This window comes from Trichococcus patagoniensis (genome assembly GCF_003051085.1).
Taxonomy (GTDB): domain Bacteria; phylum Bacillota; class Bacilli; order Lactobacillales; family Aerococcaceae; genus Trichococcus; species Trichococcus patagoniensis.
Genome location: NZ_QAOM01000007.1, coordinates 140,425 through 158,873, shown reverse-complemented (window position 1 = coordinate 158,873; position 18,449 = coordinate 140,425). Strand labels below are relative to the sequence as shown.

Genomic DNA, 18,449 nt, shown 5'->3' with positions numbered 1-18,449 from the left:
GAAGGACGGGATTTCAATAGGAATATCCAATAAAAACCTTTAATATCAATGCTTTTCAGCATTCCACGTTATAATTCACACGGGAATGAAGGGTTAAACTGGAGTGCTCAACTGCTGATTTATTTGATCAGGTTTCAAATAATTGAATGGTATTGCAAAAAAAACAACATTTTTCCAACGGAATATAAATTCCGTTGGAAAAATGTTGGAAAAAATCAAGTCGTCGTCTCACAACGATAACCAGGAGTGTTGATTTGATAATGTTCTAGTCCTCATCCATCTTCAGAACGGCCATGAAGGCTTCTTGTAGCCCACGCATATCAAGCAGAATCAATCAACTTCATATAGTTTCGCAAACACTTGATACCGTAAGCTATTTTGCGGAAGTTGGTTATCGTAACGTTTCATGCCACATCACTTGATTTCAGTATATAATGGAAGAGATGTTGGAAAAATGTTGGAAAAGTTTGCTTACTTTGACAAAGATCCCCTGCAAATAAAAAAGCGGAGTTGCTGCGTAAAATAATTGAGCGAAAATTTAAACTGTAGCTTACCAACTTGTTTATCAGGCAGCCAAGAACCATAGCGAAAATAACAAGAAAAACAATAGGTAGATTTTTTTCAATCTATTCTCTACAATTTCCAATTTTATTAGCTGTGGTTTTATATAATTATTGTATAACTCATCTGTGTAATCGAAATCAAATTTATATAAATTACCATATGTTTTATCCATAAAATCTATTTCTTTAATAAAAAAATCGGAGTCCTCATTCCACCCACTTTTATGCTTCAAGTAGATAGAAAAACTACTGTATAGTAACCCTAATAACGGGGGTATAACATTACTAATCCCTTCTTCTATACCTTTAATAAAGAAGGTTGTTAGAATTATGCCAATCAAGGTTAGCATCTGTTTTTGTATTTCATCATAAATAGTTTTAGTTTTTGCGGTAACACTCTGCATGAAAGACATGTACTTTTCAGTTATTACCTGTTTATCCTTAATGAATTTATCAAGGTTATCGCTCATGTAAAGAGAGTATTGACTTTTTATGTCGTCTAGAAGTGCAGCTGATAAATCTTTACCTAACCTACCCATCTTCAACAAAGATAAGGAGAATATGTTCTTAAAAATTTCAAGCTTATCATAATAGTGTCTCTCGTCATCGAATATAAATCTAATTACTTTGTCTAAATCTTTAGTTAATTCAAACGAATAATCAATTTCTTTTATATTGAAAGAAACTGTTTTATCTGAATTGATGATATATGTTTCATTATTTATGAAATGATTAGATAGTAATTCAAATTGAGATTCTATTTTTCTATTAATTAAGCTTTCTAATAAAATGTCAGGCACGATGTTTGGCAACGAAATTGCTTTTATTGATAAATAATATTCATCTTTTAAAAGTATTTCTGGAACAGAGAGCTCGTCTTTGTTGTTAGTATCCGTGAAAATCGAGTTTTCAAGGTTAATATTGGTATCAATTAAGAACTGAACTTTAGCTTTCTTTTTAATTTTTTCTAGATGAGATATTTTCACTTCATTAAAGAAAATCTCTGAAAATTTCAAAAAATTATTTTGATCATAAAAAATAAAATTATTGAATTGGCAGAAGTCATCGCTAAAAAAATTATTCGTAATAGAAATTTGAATATCATTACTAAGCTCTATTTCAGGATCATCATCTATTCTGTATCCATTCACTAAAACTTGATCCGGAAATAATGCTAATCCATTCCTATACCCCTCAAGCATGTCACTACTAATAACAAAGTAAAAGGACTGAGTATAAGATAGATTATAGCGGCTGACAATTTCACTTTTATTCAATAAATCATTATTGATTAGTTCTATTATCAAGTTATATATAGTATCCACACTCACTCCCCCTTACTCTTTATTTTTTAATTACAATATTCTTTTTAACTCTCAGAATATGAAACTCGTTATCACTTGAACTATCTAGTTGAACATCTCCTGATTGTTCCAAGCTTTTAAGATACGATATGTTGATTTTTCCTTTATTAGCAGAATCTACTAATTGTACTTTTGGAGGTTTTCTAAATCGACCGGCAAATGATCTGACAACTGTTGGATTTTCTTTATATGCTAAATCATATGCTTCAGTTGCTAAATTTTCGGACGTTTTTCCTGCTAATAAAATAGAATCTAATTTCCCATAAATTATATCAGCTAATGCATCAAAAGAAGTCTGTTTTTCTACTGACAATTCATTTTTTAAAAGCTCTTTAATATCACTCACGCCAAAAGCACTAGTGGGACTTAAATATTTTTTAGAAGCTGCAACAACTGAGTTTACAGCTAATTTCCCTATAGACTCGGGCTTATCTGTTACAACAAAACTGTCCATAAAATGATCTAAAAATAAACCTGAAATTGAAGGGTCTTGTCTATCTAAAATTTTAGAGTGAATATATAAACGTTCTTGGTTGTCAGGTTCTAGATTATTTACAAAGTCTTCTACTTTTGTTTTATAAACAAATGATGCTTTTTGAAGTCTTGATTTTTTATCTGGCAACATTTGGCTAAAATAATCTAAAGTTAATGAGTCACCCACATGAATTCCATCCATACTATCCATTTTTAATATACAAAGAAGATCCTCATGTGGCTCATCTTCAACAACATTAGTAAAGATGACTAAATAAAAATCATTTTTTGAATTTTTGCTTAAACTATTTTTCATTTTATCTGCAATCTTAACAGAACTTGAATCAAAGGAATCGATATCTGAAAAGCAAGCTTGAAGATGTGCAATAAATTCAACATCCTTATTTTTAAATCTAAAATTTTGTGTATTATTATCTTTTAAAGATTTTGAAGCATGATCCCAAAAAAAGGTTGAAAGCTGTAAATCGATAGAATTAAATATATCACCAGGTGTAATTATTACCACATCTTCAGATGGATCAAAGTGAAAAAGCCTTAGATATTTTATCATCATTGTTCCTCCCAAATGCTAATATAAGCCTGTATTCAATATTAACAAAAAAGGCCAAAAAAACAATAGTTTCTTTGGCCTCAGGCTTATATAATCGTTTGAGATTACTAATAAAGTATATCATAAGAACGTAAGTTTGCGTTAAAAATATGCATAAAAAATGAGACTGGCTAACCTTGAGGGGATAAAAACCAGTCTCACTTATACTATACGCATACTACTTAAAACGATTTTTATTTATGCATATTTTTTTTCGATCGTCGCGCCCTTCGACTCATCGTATCTGATCGCCACGCGCCCGACACTGCCTTCGAGATCCACCACAAGCAGCCCTTGCCCCTTGCCGCCTAGAATCAAGCAAGAGCATGCCTGTTCAACGGCGATGACGTTACCGGCCTTGTATGGTCCATTTTCCGGATAAACGATCCAGGTCTGACCTGCAGGAAGGTGCAGCGTGGAAGACACGACAGCCGGCTCTTTTTCGACTGCCCTCTTGTCAATCCATCCCAGGCTTGTATTGATGTAGTCGCCGGATGCACTTTCTTCGATTACAGGGACCGTTTGGCCAACAAATGCATCCGTTGTTACCCAATTCGCGAAGCCTGGTTCGCCCCATGGCCGGGAATCAATCGAATAGCCGCCGGTTTTAATAATCACATTGTAGCTGACGGATACGCGTGCCGGGATGTCAATCAATGCGCGCTTATCAATCCATCCGACTTTAACACCGTTCACATACTCGCCGCTGCCGTTTTCTTCGTAAATTGAAATCGTATTACCGATAATGTCGTCAGTTTTTCCCCAATTCACTAGACCAGGCTCGCCCCAAGGTTTGGAGTCGATAGAGTAGCCAGGATAAGCGACCATCTTATTGTAATTTACAGGGACGCGGATTGGCGCGATTGGCTCAGATGTTGCAGCTGCAGCAGATTGGGCCAACCTTGCGCGCCATGCATCCATTTGTGCTTTCGTATAGCCAGGGCAGGCAGAGTTGTTGTATACCTCCCAATGACCCTTAACCTTGCTGGCCGGGATATTCAGATCACTCATGATTTTGCGTGTCAACCACTCACGCGCATCGATTTGCGCTTGTGAGTAATCTGTTCCGCTTCCGGCCTCCACGCTGATGTGGACGGTATAGCCATTACTGTTAAGCACTCCCCATGTAATCCGCTCGTAATCGTAGTTTTGCCAAATGTTACCATCGGCGTCGATGTAAAAATGATATCCGCCGCGGTCCCATCCGAGTGTATTTTTCCAGTACTCTTCATGGCCGGTTATAAATTTACGAACGGAGCGGGCAACCGCTGAATAGTGCCATACGATCGTTGTAATTGCGGAGCGGGAACGGTCCTTGCTTTGTCCGCCCAGGGCAGATGCGCGTCTGTCATTAATTGTATAAGCCATTATTTTTCCTCCTTCAGTGTTTTGGTTGCTGCATCCCATACGCCTGATGCGGAAGCTCCATACAGTAGCCCTTCAAACGCGTTGATGAAGATGTCGCCGTGATAAATAAAGCCGTACAAGGCCCCGAATAGCGCCCCAAAGATGACGGCCACAAATGCCAGGTACTTGGCTTCAAGTCCGGCGCGCTTGACCATCTCGACAGCAATCATTGTGATTGGTGCAATAAAAATGTTAAATTCCATTTCATTTCCTACCTTTCAATTTTGCTTTTGATTTCGTTCACTGTTTTTTCGATCAGATCCAAGCTTTTAAGCGAATCTGTCAGATCACTAATAATCTGCATATAGCGGTTTTCTCTGTCCGTGTTGGCTCGCATCACCCACACAAGCAAGCCGACAAACAATGTTGCGAATGTCACGTTTTCCGGATTCTCCCCAATCTTCGTTAACAAGTCCATTGCCCACGCTCCTTTTCCCATAATAAAAAGGCTGCCCAGATGGACAACCTTTACTCGATTTATTCATGATCACCAAAAATAATCCTCAACACGATACTCGTTCGGATTAAAGTCCTCATTCCTAGGAACATCGTACTCATCTCTACTCCAAAATCTATCATCACGGGTTAAATTCCGTTTGAGGGCGTGTTCTGATTCAACTAGTTGAGTAACTGATTTTCTTATATTACCAACAGTTAGATCCGTAGAGTTTCTCAAAATATCCATAGTAATTTCTGGTTTGTCATCATTTAGTATATATGCTTCATATACTTTTCTTAATATTTGTCTATCCATATATCCATCCCCCTAATCTTTATGTAGGTATTATAATAGATTATTAAAATTTTATATAGATACTCTTGTACACACTCAAATTTGTGGCGTAGCCAAAATCATCGCTTTTTCTTCTTCAGTAATTCGTCTTTTTGCCACTTGAGCAATCAGATAATCTTCGTCAATTTTCCCCATAATCCACATGTTCAATAAAAATCCGTACATATTACTCATCTCCATTTCCTTTTCTCCTATTCCATCATTAGATCTAAGATTGCCATTTCCGCCATTGCTAGTCTGTCTTCTACAGTCGGTTCTGCTGTAACAGGTTCCGGTGCTTGTCCGCCCTCAATCCATTCCGTTCCGGTCCACCGCGGCAGATACAAGCCTTGTGGCGGTGTTTCTTCGACGTACTGCGGATCAAGCAGCTGATTGCCTTCTGCATTCAATAATGGCCTAATTTCTTCAGCCTGCGTGATGGTTCCTTCTTCATCGGTCGCATCAACCAGGACCGTTTCCGTCAAGATCGGAAGCGAATCAAAAAGGCAATCTTCAATGAAGTTGCCTGTTGTGGTGTCTATTTTTCTGAATAGTTTCATTGTTTAACCTCCTATACCTCTGCTCTGAATGTTAAATTGTTTAATGTCAGCCACGAATTTGATGTAGCACTAACAATAGATACTTCTCCGGTATTTTTAATATCCAATCTGATAACCCCACCTGAAGTTAAAGCCATCACAGGTAATTTTTTTGACGGTCGGTAACCAGCTGGCAATGTGAACAATACCGTTCCAGCTGTAATTACGCCATTATAAATTATCCCTTTTAGATGCACGAATCCAAGCGAATCTTTCATATATCCAGCCGCATCATCGGTACCACCAATATTAATCCATGCATTAAGTAATGTCGGTGCAATCCAAGGTTCTTGATATTTTTCAGCCTTCTCCCGATACAATGTCTCGATCGTCTGGATAGGTTTCACACCGTCGAACCAGCTGTTAGGGAAACGCGCCATCAGTCTGTCCATCTCTGCAAGTGTTGGTTCTTTACCTGCTCCGAATGTTGCTGTGAGATCGATTACGAAGGTATATTGTGTCTCTAATATAGAGTTCAAAGCGGTCGTAGCGTCTGGGTATATTGCGCGATTTGCAATGCGTATTTTCCCAGAAACCCCACTCGGAACCGTAACCACAGCAGAGGGCGTGTAATATTGGTTAATCACTGGGGAGGTTACGAAGATTGCAGATTGCGCATTCGAAGCCAAAGAACTATTCGTACCATTGAAGTATGGTTGCATAGATGAAGCAGATACGTTAGGTATACGAGTCTTTAGCCTAATGTATAGCTTGTTCCCAACTACGGCATCAATTTGTGTCTCCTTACCCACAATCACAATGTTCCCAGCACCTAAACCAACTGCTGATAAGGTGTTCCCAGATGCCGAAAGCGTTGAATCGTGCGAGGACCAACCAGCCGTTCCCGAGGTCATATCCCCGTTCACCAAACCGTTCTTCGTTTCAAACTCCGTCCGCGCATCCACCGCCATCAGTTTGTTCAGCGTTGCATTGGCTCGGAATAGGTTTTTCGTTCCGTCAAACCATGAATTGGTAAACTTGGCCATGATCCCATCCATCTGTTCGGCTGTTGGTTCGTTTCCGGCTCCGAATGCGGCAGTTAGGTCGATTAGGGTAACATTATCAAGGTATGAGTTTGTCCATCCACTAGTCCTTGGATCTTGTAATATGATGCGCAATGTGGTTGCGTTTATCGACACTTTTAGATTCGCAGACACACGATGATAGGCGCCGGTTACCTTATTTGGCGCAATAAGCATTCCCACACCATCATTGAGGTGCAATACACATTGCGATTCATCTGTTTTTACAATTCCGGCTAAGTACATCATATGGCCTTTGTAGTTCGCGTAATTTGGAACAGTATACATCGCCCTGCCATACTGAGTGGTGGGGGTAAGCACTACCTCACCGTTTGTGATGGCAATCGTTGCAGATGATGGATACCAATCACCAGAACCATTCGAGAAATCACCACCCATTACAATGTTCGTTCCCATCATCGTTGTATCAACTTCCACATCTTCAAACCGTGCATCCACATCCGCAAAAGTCTTGCCTTTCACCGCGGAAATCTTGTTGTTCGCCGTTGCCGTTTCCTCGGCTGTCAGCCTTGTGTTAAACCCAGCAACAGTTGCGCTGTCAGCGTCCGCCCTAGTGTGATCGGTTTCCGCACGGGTATGATCTGTTCCTGCTAGTGTGCTATCGGATTCCGCACGGGTATGGTCAGTCCCAGCTAGTGTGCTGTCATTTTCAGCCCTAGTATGGTCGGTGTCCGCGCGACTATGATCCGCATCGTAACCAGCTGCACGTAATGCCTCAGCTTCACCAAAATCCAAATCTCGTGCGGCTTCGGCAGCGGTATAGGCGTTTCCCTGTGCGGTCTGGGAAGCACCGAAATCCGCAGCTCGTTGATCCTGAGAACCCACGAACGCAACATTGCGATCGAATTGCGCATTGTCAAACTGCGCATCTCGCAATACCTCGTCCGCCACAAACTGATCAATGTACGCCCGCGCATCCCTTGTGAGAATCGTCCAGTCGTAAATCATGACTTCCTGGGCTACCTTGGTTTCCAACCCGTTTACGATTTCAAAATCAAACAGCTGCGAAGCAAGCTCCATGCCGTCAACAGTCACGACCAACTGAATCTGAGCAACGCCGGCATGGTTCCCTTCATTCTCCTTCAACAGATAACTGAACACATTCCCCACGCGTGTGACGTCTGTCGCTGGATTGGCAAAGAAAGAGCCGTCACGCATATAAACAAGCGTAATAGCCGTTGCTGTTTCCAAATCTGTACTGGTCATATCCAAAATTTTGAACTGGAATTCAACCGAATTCAGATCGTTCGTGTAGGCTTTCGGGCGTTCGAACCTGCGTACAGGGTTCACCGACCTCAGCTCTACGTCATATGCAATTATTTTCGGTACTGCCATTGTATCCCTCCTATTTGTTCTCTAGTTTGCTGATCCGTTTCTCCAGCTCATCATTGCGGGCTGAGAGTTCCTGGATCGCCTTCATTTGTATGCTGACCGTGCGGTATAGGTCTACCATCGTGCCATCTTTATCCGTTCCGTTTCGGGCAGTGAATTCAGGGTTCTTTTCAGCGATGAATCCGATATCCTTGCGCTTCTTGGCATTCACTTTCATGGATTTTTTTCCATCGTCCTGCAGCAAATCGTACTCCGCTATCTCAACTGAGTTGACCAAATCCAAACCTGACTGATTGAATTTGGCAATGTTCTCCTTGAATTTTTCAGAAGATGAAACTACAAAAGCACTGGCCCAAACGCCGTAATAGGCTGTCTGTGCCGGATTGGAGACATATAGCACGCCCGTTCCATTTGGCGAAATCACTAAGCCCCTATTCCCATCCCGCGGCGTCTCCCATCGATCGGAATAATGGTAGGTTGGGTTATTCGGATCCGACGTAATGAAATCCCTCGCGACGATATCACGCGGATTACCGCCCCAATCGACAACCCGGACGACTTCCCCATTGGCGGTGCGCAAGTAAATGTATTCGCCGTTTGATTCTATGCGGGCGCGGTTCGTGGTCTCTGGAACAACGCCGGTCACATCATCGAAGAAATCGATATACGTAACCCCGCCGTGCAACCGCAAAGATGTATTCAAATTGGTCCCGGTATTATTCGGGCCCGGCCGCATCCGCAACCCCTCGGTGGTATATTCAAGGATTCTCTCACCAGTAGTTCCTGCACCAAATATAATCTTCGCTTGGTCAAGGTCGAGTGTTTGACCGTTGTTCGGATTCGTGAACTGCATGATGCCGGTGATGAGGTTAAGCCACATGTTGGCGCCGCTTAATGTTCCAGTTGTGATCGCATTCGCATCGATGTTGATCGCTTGCACAGTCGCAAAATCAACCGTACCTGCCAAGGTATCCGCGCTTGTTTTCTGCAGCGCCCAGATAATCCCATCCCAGCGGTACATTTCAACTGCTCCCGATTCCACCGGCTTATACCATAAGTCGTTGATGTTCGAGGCGACTGGCTCGGCTACACCGGTGTATATTTTAGTTTTGCCATCTGCAGCAAGGCGGATTGTGTTCAGGTTAACGGCTACGGTTTCTAGTTTTCCATCAACGGTGGTATTGATGCTTTGTGCCAAACTTGCCCGCGCTTCCCCTACCTCGATGGAGTCGTATTGCTGCAGCAGGTCATCCCAAACGGTTTTGATGATTTTCTCGTTTGTTTTGATGCCGTATTCTTCGAAGTACACCGTCACCCAATCGCAGACGTTCACCGCTTCGATCGCTTGCGTCGCTTCATAGTCCAGTGTCTTGGCCAGATCCACGTACTTGATTTTCAGATTCACTTTCGGAATACCGATCCGATTATTGATGAGATAGAATTCGGCTTTATCCCGGAGTTGTTCGACCGTCGTCACGTCATTGCCCGAAAAATCTACCGTAAGAATTTTCCTTCTCGCATAGTTCCCGACATATTCGCTGTCCAAATAGTATTCCGGCAGCGTCAACGTGATTTCATTCTGATTGTCGTCCGTGATCACGGCATATGGATAGATGGAGGTATATGTATCAGCAATATTTTCTTCTTGCTCCAGATCCGTCAGATTCCGGCCGTATGCTATCAAGGCGCCGGACTGTTTGCCGCGGTTTGCATAAAGCCTGACATCATAGTTGTCAAACAAATATTCTCCGCCGTAGGTATCCAAAAGAGATCCATCGACACCGCCAAGCGCCTCCCTGGCATTTTTGACATCCTTGATGGACCAAGAGCCGCTGCCGGAAGTTGCAATATCCGAGAATACCGTAAATGGATTCGGATCGATTCCGATAATGGCATTCTTCCATGTATTCAAAGCGCTTGTGGCATCACCCGAATAGCTGACAGCCGGCGGTAATGGCAGGTCCCGCGTTAACAGGCTGATATGCTCTCCATAAACGGTTACGATTCCATTCAGAGGCTTGGTAATCCTGATGATTTTGAATCGCTGGTTCTTTAATGAATGGCCTGCATCGGCTTTTATCAAACGGTCCAGTTTCAAATCTGCAAATCGATCGCCACTGACAGGGTACTTCATCTCCAATTCGAAAACGCCATTACGCTCTTCCGTCACGAAAATCTGAATGGCATCCTGAAGCATGCCCAAGCCAAAATGCGTGAAGTCTGTTTCATTCGCTTTATATAAAATTGCCATTAGACAATCGCCTCCCATCTCGGAGTGATGCTCACGCTAAAGCCTGCTTCTGCCCAGGTGATCACGTTTGTTCCCACATCCAGCTGAGGGAAAAGCGGAGACAAAGTAGCGTTCATTTTTTCAAACAAGTTCGGGCCATCCTTATACACGCTTTTCGATTCCGAATCAACGGTAACGGAGCCGTCTATATCATTCAGAATAAGCCAGTTTGCGCCGTTTTTCTTCAAGGTGATGTCTCCGGTTCCTGTGATGGAAATCAGCGGTTTGGCAGCTCTTTTCTCCGGATTCAGTAACGTCTGGCCAGAAGTAAGAGGTATCGCATTTTGACCGCTGATCAGATACTTGATGGGGTGACATTTGAAATTCAATGCAATTTTCCCGAATCTCGGAAGGATATCGGTAATGCTGAACTGTTCGTTATATACGGCCTTATAGAGATAGTTCGAATCCCAGGACAAATACAACTCCCGGTAACGAACATTTCCCTTCAGCCATTGCGAAATACGAGAGGCTGCTTCGTTGATATCCAATCCCATTTCCGGCCTCAGATAAGTGTGAATTGGATAAGTAAAGTTATTCAGCCGTTTATTATCAATGATCAGGCTTCCATCCCGGCCAGGAATATTCTGGAAGGAGACTGAGGCTTCCGGGCTCGTTTGAGCAGTATCCTTGCTGATCACAAGGCTCATATCGCTCGAAACGATACCACCATACACGAAAACTGCTTGATCAGTTGAATCCAGTAATTGTTCATACAAATCTGCATCAGTAGGCACTCAATCTCCCCCTTTCTTTCTTAGTCATCCAAGCCAAGTTGTAGGCCAGCGTTTCCAGATCGCGCTCTGTGTTATTTTCGAATCGGTCAATCGTTAGATACACATCCCCTTCGTTGTAGACGCTTGAACCGTCTTCGGATTCACCAACTGAATTCCTTGCAGCTTCCTTTGCATATTTCATTGAAACATCATGAGGAATCACCTGCGAGCCATTCGGCAAATTCACCAACTCGCCGCGGCCACCTTCGTTCATTCTGGCGAATCCGCCCTGCCAGTTATTCATACCGTTCACCAGATAAGGAATGGTTCCGATCGAAACACCCGGTATCTTGTTAATGATACCGATAGCCGAATTGATTCCGCCGATCACGCCATTGACGAACCCCTTGACCTGTCCGACAAGAGATTGAACAGCAGTGGAAACTCCATCAAATACGCCACTAACGAAAGATGTAAGACCTGTCCAAGCGTTTCTGATATTCTCAAAAACACCTGTTATCGTATTAGATACGTTGTTCATTATGCTAGATATAATTCCGCTTATGGCAGCAAAAACACCACTCACAACACTTGACAACCCGCTAATAACGGTGCCAATATCTGTGAAAATTTGACCCGTAAATGTAGCTACCCCTTGCCATACGCTCGATATCACCTGAGCAACCGTATTAAATATTCCTGTAACAAATTCAACAATTGGCCGTATCAAAGAAAAAATTGTAGTCATTATGCCGGCTATAAACGTGATGATTGGAGCGATAACCGAAATAACGTTAGATATAATCATGCCAATAAACCCAACAATCGGTGTAATTATTGAAATGATATTTGTCATTACATGGATTACCACTTGAATAATACTGCTGATAATAGGTAGAATCACCTGAATAGCTGCGCCAATAGCTTGTATGATAGCTATGAACGCCGGGGCTACTGCAGTCACAATATTCATTACCGTTTGAACGATCATGGATAAAGCTGGAACTAAAGCTCCAATAAAGTTTGCAACCAACGGAATGACAACAGCCAATATCGCAGCAAACTGCTGAACAACCATCATGATTATGGGAACTAAGTTATTGAATAGATTGACTACAATCGGCAGTACCGTAAGTATTGCGCTCATGATTATTGCACCTACTTGCATAACGATTGGCACCAATGATGCAAATGCGCTCATAACCAATGGAATGATAGTTGTGGCTAATTGCCCAATCATTTGTCCGATTGTCCCGAAAACAGGAGCCAGTGAAGCGCCTACCGTTTGGAAAGTCGATACAATCTGTGGCCCAAACATTTGAAACAGTGCAATGACAATCTTCAAAATAGGACTGATACCAAACAGGATGGTTGTTAAATTTACTGAAAATCCTGACCCTGCACCAGTTGCCGTTTGAAAACCACTGATCAAACCGCTAAAGAAGCTTGTAAAAATCGGTAGAACCGCCTGAATAATTCCCCAGATTGTCTGGAATACCGATCCGATTTGTGAGCCAATATTTCCGAGTGAACTCATGACTGAAGGCCCGATAGCCTGGAACGTATTCATGATGAAATTCCCGATGTTTGCAAGTATCGGCTGGATAAATGCGATTGCACTTTGAATGATCGGGGCAATTGTTTGGAAGACACTCGACACCTTTTCTTTTACTACATCAAAAACACTACCCACCTTCTGGCCCAATCCCGATAAGAGACCAGGGACGCTTGATGCAAAGGCGGCTATGACGGGTTGTGCTTTTTCCCAAACGGCGTTCATTTTCTCGCTCAGTTCGGCAAATATCCCCACAGCAATGTCTTTCACGTTGTTAAAAGTCGTTATCACCGTGTTACGGAAGGATTCACTCTTGATCATCGCTGCAGCAAAGGCTGCAACCAGTCCTATGATTGCGGCAACGACTAAGCCCATCGGACTAAGCAAGAATCCAAGTACCCCGACAACTCTACCTATCCCCCAAATCATGGTCCCCAACACGGTTATTACTGGCCCAGCAACAGCCGCAATTCCGGCAGTCATGGCAATCAGTTTTTTCGTGCTATCAGGCAATTCGTTGAACGCATTAACTAAACCTGTTACCTTTTCTGCAATTTCGCGAATCACAGGTGTCAGTTGGCTCATGACGGAGATCGTGGCCGATTCAATGGATCCACTCAGTTCGTCCAATGCACCAGCCAAATTGTCCTTCATTTTTGCAGCCGCTTCTGCAGATGCTCCGGCTGAATTCTCCAGCTCCTTCGTCATGCCCTGCAGTTCTTCTTGCCCGGCTTGAAGCAGAATCATCATTCCGCTTGCCGCTTCCGTTCCGAATATAGTGGAGAGCGTGGACAGCTTTTGTGCTTCCGTCATGCCTTCCATCGAGGTACTTAATTCACCAACGATTTGATTCAGCGGTTTGAAGTTCCCATCCGCATCCGTTGCGCTAAAACCTAGTTGTTCCATCTTCATGGCCGCTTCGTCAGTAGGGTCAACCAATCGGCTGAATGCCATCCGGAGCGTTGTTCCCGCTTGCCCACCGGCCATACCCGCATCGACCATGAAGCCAGTAGCGGCCGTTAGTTCTTCGATGCTGATTCCTAATGCACTCGCACTTGGACCAGCGTATTTCAGCGCATAGCTCAAATCCTCGACACCTGCTGCCGTTTTGTTGGCAGACATGGCTAAAATATCAGCGACTCTTCCGGACTGATCTGCTTCCAATCCAAAGCCATTCAATGCGCTTGTCACCGTGTCGGCCACCAATGCCAGGTCTTCTCCGGAAGCTTCGGCCGCGCTGATGACGCCAGGCATGGCAGCGATAACTTGATTCGCATCAAAACCTTTCGCCGCCATTTCGCTCATCGCAACAGCTACTTCGCCACTGGATAGGGACGTACTTGCGCCCAATTTAATTGCGGCTTGGGTCATGGCATCTAATTCAGAAGCACTTGCCCCGGCGATCGTTCCGGCTTTCGTCATCGCTTGTTCAAAATTTGCAGTTGTCTGAACAGCTTTTACAAACGGAACGGTGATTGCAGCCGTCATCCCGGCTCCAACCATAGAGATGGTTTTTCCGGCATTGGATATCTTGTCGCTGATCGCGGAAGTTTTATCCTGTAGAGTCTTCAGTTCACTCATCGCGGACCTTACTGCAGCATTAAATTTATCCGCGTCCGCCGTGATATTTGCACTTAATACATAATCAGCCATTCGTTACTCCTTTCTTTTCTTGATAGCCTTTTTCATTCCGGCGGCTTTTAAGACTTTCTCAATCCAACCTTGACCATTGTTTCGATCCATTTCTTCGATAATTTTGACCGCGTTTTCGTTGTATTCCTTATCCACCTTGGCAGGTTTCTTAGGGAACAAATCAATGAAACGCTTGTGCTTCTTCTTATTCAGGTTTGCTTCGGCATTCAATACTGCATTGCGCATCCACGTTGTATCTGAAATCGTTTTGTTCTCATGCTCTTTCCGGATAAACATCTTCTCTTTCTCCGTTAAGAGGCTGAATTCGATCGGCGTCATGTGAAAATGAACAACAAAAAAGGCCAGTTCTTCCTCATAAGAGAAATCACTGGCCAATTTCGCACGGCGCAAATCGGCTGGTGTTGGATTTTCATTTGCCGGAAACTCGCTCTCGACGAGTTCTAGCGGAACATAAACCCCAAGTCATCTTGCAACTTTTCGATGATTGCCATGTTCAAACTGATCAATCCATTTTCTTCGACCACACCATCAAATAATTCGAGTGCTTTTTTCTGCTTTACTGCTTCATTTGTCTTTTCTTCCACCAACCCGAAAGAGAACAATTGCTCCAACAACGAATACTGAAGAATCCCGTTGTTCTTAGTGATTTCTCCGATAACGCTTGTTTTCGCAGTCAGCTCGATCGTTTTCAATTTTTGTTTGTTAAATTTCAATGTATAATTCACGCCGTCGACTTCAAACATAGTTCCACGCTCCAGTTAATTTATTAAGCTACTAGCCAACCGTGATGATTGCTGTAGCTGATTTTGTGCCGTCCTCTGTCGAGGTTGCGGTGATTGTTGCCGTTTGCCCAGTTGTCGCTGTCTCCAGGACTGTGACCAGGCCATTTGCGGCCACAGTTGCTACTGCTGCAGCGCTTGTTGTCCAGGTAACGGTATCGATGTCCGTTCCTGTTACCGTTGCGACTAGTTGTTCCGTTTCGCCAGGTAGGACGGTAGCGCTAGCCGGCGCCACCGTTACCACTATCGGCTCATTAGGGTGTAAGAGTGGACGCGACGTCCTCAAGGTCAACCAATTCCCCCGTTCCCTGCAATCCGATCGTATACGTGACCGCATCATCATAAGGCGCTTCAATCGGATAGCTGTTCAGGATAGCCAATCCCCCGAACATGTCTTTCGATGTTTTGATGTTCACGACTTTAATCAAGATTGGATCGCCGGAAGTATAAGCTTCTTTCAATGCGCTATGAGTTGCATCCGAGCGAACATAAATGCCGTCATTGTCGATGGACCATTCATTGAAGCCGCCGATGAACTCTTTCCAACCGTTCGAATCCTTAGAAGTCACCTCGAAAGTGTCTTTGTCACGGTTGATCGTCAACCCTTGTTGACCCGCAACGGCCAGAAGACTGAAAGTCTCGCTGTTGTATAAAGCTAATACCAGGTCTTTTCCTGCAATCGCTGCAGTCAACGTTCCTGTTAATTGTGCGTATAATGGATCTGCTGCCATTTAATCATCCTCCTAAATTTTCGTTTTGAATCCGTAGAATATGGTGAAGTCATAGCCCATAATGGCATGCTTCGACCCGTCTACTTCATCATAAATTTGTTGTACCCCTGTCGGCGTCTGCATAATCAATTCATAACCGGCAGGTAATTCAATTGCCATCGTCATGGCCGCGGCGAGCTTATCGATAATTTCGAACAGGGCCACTGAACCATTTGAGCCATCAGCAAACGCATGAATGACAATTTGATAGCGTTCTTTCCACATTGTTTTGGACGGGTCTGGAATCTGTCCAATGATTTCAGCCGAATAGTATGGATAAGGAATATCCTTCGATACGGAATCATAGCAGCGCAACTGTGTGCCATCCTGCACCGTCTTAATGACAGCTGCTAACACTGTTGTAAAACTCAATTTTTCAATCATGCGCCTACTCCTTTAGTTTGTTTTTCAAATCCTGCTTGTAGATCGGGCGCTGCATATCCACATTGCGCTTCAGATAATACTGGCCCGGCACATAGCCGCCGTTTCTCGTCCTGTGGCCGTATTCAACGTGCGGCGCGTAGTCCATCAAATAACCCACGCTGTTTTTAGCATAGCTGGCTGATTTCCGAAGTCCGCCGCCTCCTAGGTAATTCCCGACAGGCGTTCCGCCACCTTGCTGCGACCGAGCGAAAATATCACGAATGTTTTTATTGCTGACCGCCTCAAAATCAAGCAAACTCTTTTCTAACAACTTTATCTGAAGGCTAGTCATCTGCTTTTCGTTCCAAGTAAATTTCACAGGCCATCACTTCCATAACGATCGACAATAAGGATGCGCCACCGATCATAATCCGAACCCTTCACTTCTTTTACAGAATAGTAACGGTCCTCGAATTTCACTTTGTCGGCCTGTTCCAGGTAGCTTTTTGATGTCCGGGTGAGAATTTTGCGGTTGTTGATCGTGACATTTCGATTGTCCAAAGCAATCTCTTGGACGGTCCAACTTGAGAAAATCCCATCCGCTTGCCAGAATTTCTCCAGCGTGTTGATTGGATTACCAAGCACATCCGTCTCCAACGATTCGTTTTTATACAAAGAAAGAGGTTGAAATCTCATAAGAATCTCAACACCCCTCTATTCGTATTCGCTTGTTTTTCTTTGATGGCCAGATACCTGGAGAACTCCGTTTCGTATTCCTTCAGGATGTCATCCACGAAAGTTATGCTGAAGGTGTCGACGCCCTCTGTCTTGACGCCCTCACGGAACGACCGGTTATACATCGCGCAGATCACCTCTACTGCGATAGAATTCAATTCAATCGGGAACTCAGTTAGCCCCAATCGTAACTTGATCCGATCCAATGCGGTTGTTTCCAGTTCGTAAATCAAATCCGATCCGATTTCCGGAATCCGGGTTCTGACTCTGTCGATAATGTTGATTTCAAAAGCCATGGTTATTCACCACTTTTCTTTGGTTCTGCCTTCTTCTTAGGCTGTTCTTTTGTTGCGGCCTTCTTCTTTTGCGCCGCTTCCTTCTCGGCCAATTCCCGGCGCATGCGGTTAAATGATGCTAATCCCAAGCGAATCCCTCCTCACCAATAAAATAAAGAGAGGCGGAAGCCCCTCTTAAGACAATAAGTGTTTGAACTCCACAATGCGGATATTTTTGTTTTCGTATGCACGAACCCAGTTTGCCGCAGTTGCCAATTCAGCATTTGTTGCGGAAGACCCAGCAACAGAAGCGCTTTGGAAAGCAACCCCGCGTGGGTGCAGAATGAAATGTTGACGGTTGATCAGGATATCGTCACCTTGCAAGGAATCACGATCTGTTTCAGTAGGGACAGGAGCCGCGCCATTTCCTTTTGCGATAGCACCCGCTCCGAACAAGTACGTGCTGTAAACACCACCAGATACAGGCATACCATCGTCAACGATTACGCGTTTTTCCATGTAAACTGCAATTGGTTTGTTGTCAGAATCAAACACATAGTCAATCAAGTTTTGTTTGCGCAAAGAAGCAAACGTTGCGGAATGCATTGCGATAGCAGTCAGTTTGCTTTCTGCATCCCCAAGCTTATAAGCGGCGTCGATAAAGGTGGAGGCAGTGAATTCTGCTACTGCAGGATCTACTGCACCGGAGATGTCGGACTTGTTTCCAGCCATCGAAGCGGCAAGGAAGACACCTTTCAACGTGTTGATGAGTGTTTTTTGTTCTTGACGGGCCCAATAAGCAGCGACCAAGTCCCCGATAGCCACCATTGGATCAGATCCGGATAGCGCCGTTGCCAAGTCGTTGGCTTTCCAAGCGCGCCCACGCATCAAGAGCGTCGCAACGTCTTGTCCGGCAGTAATTTTACCAGGCGTCAACGGTGTAGAATCGGAAAGAACCTCATCATCACCCGTCAGATCGGACCAGAAAGGCATGTTAATCAGTTTCCCGCCGGCAGTAGCTAGTTTGTCAAATACCGGATCAGTTGCGATTACACCTGCTTGTGCGAATGCAGATAATTCTGCGGTTTTTTGTACCACATAAGGATTAAATACCTCAGGTACGATAACATCAGCAATTTTTGTCATTTT

General features: G+C 43.7%; 22 protein-coding genes. All 22 read right to left on the bottom strand.

Going from position 1 to position 18,449, the window contains the following annotated elements:
- Nucleotides 1–565: 565 nt before the first annotated feature.
- The 22 genes from C8U37_RS06520 to C8U37_RS06430 all read right to left on the bottom strand — a co-directional run bounded on the left by C8U37_RS06520 (nucleotide 566) and on the right by C8U37_RS06430 (nucleotide 18,446).
- A complete protein-coding gene (locus C8U37_RS06520) occupies nucleotides 566–1,888 on the bottom strand; it encodes a hypothetical protein (RefSeq protein WP_108032458.1) in 1,323 nt (440 codons plus the stop codon).
- A gap of 19 nt (nucleotides 1,889–1,907) precedes the next feature.
- Nucleotides 1,908–2,975 carry a hypothetical protein gene (locus tag C8U37_RS06515; RefSeq protein ID WP_170100211.1) on the bottom strand — a complete coding sequence of 356 codons (1,068 nt, stop codon included), beginning with the start codon at nucleotides 2,973–2,975 and terminating at the stop codon, nucleotides 1,908–1,910.
- A gap of 234 nt (nucleotides 2,976–3,209) precedes the next feature.
- Nucleotides 3,210–4,379: an N-acetylmuramoyl-L-alanine amidase gene (locus C8U37_RS06510; protein WP_245879773.1), complete on the bottom strand. Its 1,170-nt coding sequence runs from the start codon at nucleotides 4,377–4,379 to the stop codon at nucleotides 3,210–3,212.
- Nucleotides 4,379–4,621, bottom strand: coding sequence for a hypothetical protein (locus C8U37_RS14395; protein ID WP_146161818.1), 243 nt, complete (start codon nucleotides 4,619–4,621; stop codon nucleotides 4,379–4,381). Before C8U37_RS14395 ends, C8U37_RS06510 begins: the two co-directional genes overlap by 1 nt.
- A gap of 8 nt (nucleotides 4,622–4,629) precedes the next feature.
- Nucleotides 4,630–4,836: a BhlA/UviB family holin-like peptide gene (locus C8U37_RS06505; protein WP_108032455.1), complete on the bottom strand. Its 207-nt coding sequence runs from the start codon at nucleotides 4,834–4,836 to the stop codon at nucleotides 4,630–4,632.
- 69 nt (nucleotides 4,837–4,905) lie between these two features.
- Nucleotides 4,906–5,172 (bottom strand): hypothetical protein, encoded by a 267-nt coding sequence (locus tag C8U37_RS06500; RefSeq protein WP_108032454.1) that lies wholly within the window; start codon nucleotides 5,170–5,172, stop codon nucleotides 4,906–4,908.
- Between the two features lie 75 nt (nucleotides 5,173–5,247).
- On the bottom strand, nucleotides 5,248–5,391 hold the full coding sequence (locus C8U37_RS14450) for a hypothetical protein (RefSeq protein WP_170100202.1): 144 nt from the start codon (nucleotides 5,389–5,391) through the stop codon (nucleotides 5,248–5,250).
- Between the two features lie 11 nt (nucleotides 5,392–5,402).
- Nucleotides 5,403–5,750 (bottom strand): hypothetical protein, encoded by a 348-nt coding sequence (locus C8U37_RS06495; RefSeq protein WP_108032453.1) that lies wholly within the window; start codon nucleotides 5,748–5,750, stop codon nucleotides 5,403–5,405.
- Nucleotides 5,751–5,761: 11 nt separating this feature from the next.
- Entirely contained in the window at nucleotides 5,762–8,167 is a 2,406-nt protein-coding gene (locus C8U37_RS06490) for a hypothetical protein (RefSeq protein WP_108032452.1), read from the bottom strand.
- Nucleotides 8,168–8,177: 10 nt separating this feature from the next.
- A complete protein-coding gene (locus C8U37_RS06485) occupies nucleotides 8,178–10,415 on the bottom strand; it encodes a phage tail spike protein (RefSeq protein ID WP_170100210.1) in 2,238 nt (745 codons plus the stop codon).
- Entirely contained in the window at nucleotides 10,415–11,191 is a 777-nt protein-coding gene (locus C8U37_RS06480; RefSeq protein ID WP_108032450.1) for a phage tail domain-containing protein, read from the bottom strand. The genes C8U37_RS06485 and C8U37_RS06480 overlap by 1 nt, the downstream gene beginning before the upstream one ends.
- Nucleotides 11,181–14,378, bottom strand: a complete 3,198-nt coding sequence (locus C8U37_RS06475; protein ID WP_108032449.1) for a phage tail tape measure protein — start codon at nucleotides 14,376–14,378, stop codon at nucleotides 11,181–11,183. Before C8U37_RS06475 ends, C8U37_RS06480 begins: the two co-directional genes overlap by 11 nt.
- Before the next feature lie 3 nt (nucleotides 14,379–14,381).
- Nucleotides 14,382–14,753 (bottom strand): phenylalanine racemase, encoded by a 372-nt coding sequence (locus C8U37_RS06470; protein WP_245879772.1) that lies wholly within the window; start codon nucleotides 14,751–14,753, stop codon nucleotides 14,382–14,384.
- A 65-nt stretch (nucleotides 14,754–14,818) separates the two neighbouring features.
- Nucleotides 14,819–15,121 (bottom strand): segregation and condensation protein B, encoded by a 303-nt coding sequence (locus tag C8U37_RS06465; RefSeq protein WP_108032447.1) that lies wholly within the window; start codon nucleotides 15,119–15,121, stop codon nucleotides 14,819–14,821.
- A 31-nt stretch (nucleotides 15,122–15,152) separates the two neighbouring features.
- Nucleotides 15,153–15,401, bottom strand: a complete 249-nt coding sequence (locus tag C8U37_RS06460) for an Ig-like domain-containing protein (protein WP_170100209.1) — start codon at nucleotides 15,399–15,401, stop codon at nucleotides 15,153–15,155.
- A gap of 10 nt (nucleotides 15,402–15,411) precedes the next feature.
- The gene (locus C8U37_RS06455; RefSeq protein WP_108032445.1) at nucleotides 15,412–15,888 is read right to left on the bottom strand and encodes a phage major tail protein, TP901-1 family; all 477 of its coding nucleotides are present in this window, start codon (nucleotides 15,886–15,888) and stop codon (nucleotides 15,412–15,414) included.
- Nucleotides 15,889–15,900: 12 nt separating this feature from the next.
- The gene (locus C8U37_RS06450) at nucleotides 15,901–16,311 is read right to left on the bottom strand and encodes a DUF5072 family protein (protein WP_108032444.1); all 411 of its coding nucleotides are present in this window, start codon (nucleotides 16,309–16,311) and stop codon (nucleotides 15,901–15,903) included.
- Nucleotides 16,312–16,315: 4 nt separating this feature from the next.
- Nucleotides 16,316–16,669: a hypothetical protein gene (locus tag C8U37_RS06445; protein WP_108032443.1), complete on the bottom strand. Its 354-nt coding sequence runs from the start codon at nucleotides 16,667–16,669 to the stop codon at nucleotides 16,316–16,318.
- Nucleotides 16,666–16,986, bottom strand: coding sequence for a hypothetical protein (locus C8U37_RS06440; RefSeq protein WP_108032442.1), 321 nt, complete (start codon nucleotides 16,984–16,986; stop codon nucleotides 16,666–16,668). Before C8U37_RS06440 ends, C8U37_RS06445 begins: the two co-directional genes overlap by 4 nt.
- Nucleotides 16,983–17,321: a phage head-tail connector protein gene (locus tag C8U37_RS06435; protein WP_108032441.1), complete on the bottom strand. Its 339-nt coding sequence runs from the start codon at nucleotides 17,319–17,321 to the stop codon at nucleotides 16,983–16,985. Before C8U37_RS06435 ends, C8U37_RS06440 begins: the two co-directional genes overlap by 4 nt.
- Before the next feature lie 2 nt (nucleotides 17,322–17,323).
- Nucleotides 17,324–17,449: a hypothetical protein gene (locus C8U37_RS14745; RefSeq protein ID WP_281257490.1), complete on the bottom strand. Its 126-nt coding sequence runs from the start codon at nucleotides 17,447–17,449 to the stop codon at nucleotides 17,324–17,326.
- Between the two features lie 46 nt (nucleotides 17,450–17,495).
- Nucleotides 17,496–18,446, bottom strand: coding sequence for a major capsid protein (locus tag C8U37_RS06430; RefSeq protein WP_108032440.1), 951 nt, complete (start codon nucleotides 18,444–18,446; stop codon nucleotides 17,496–17,498).
- Nucleotides 18,447–18,449 lie beyond the last annotated feature (3 nt).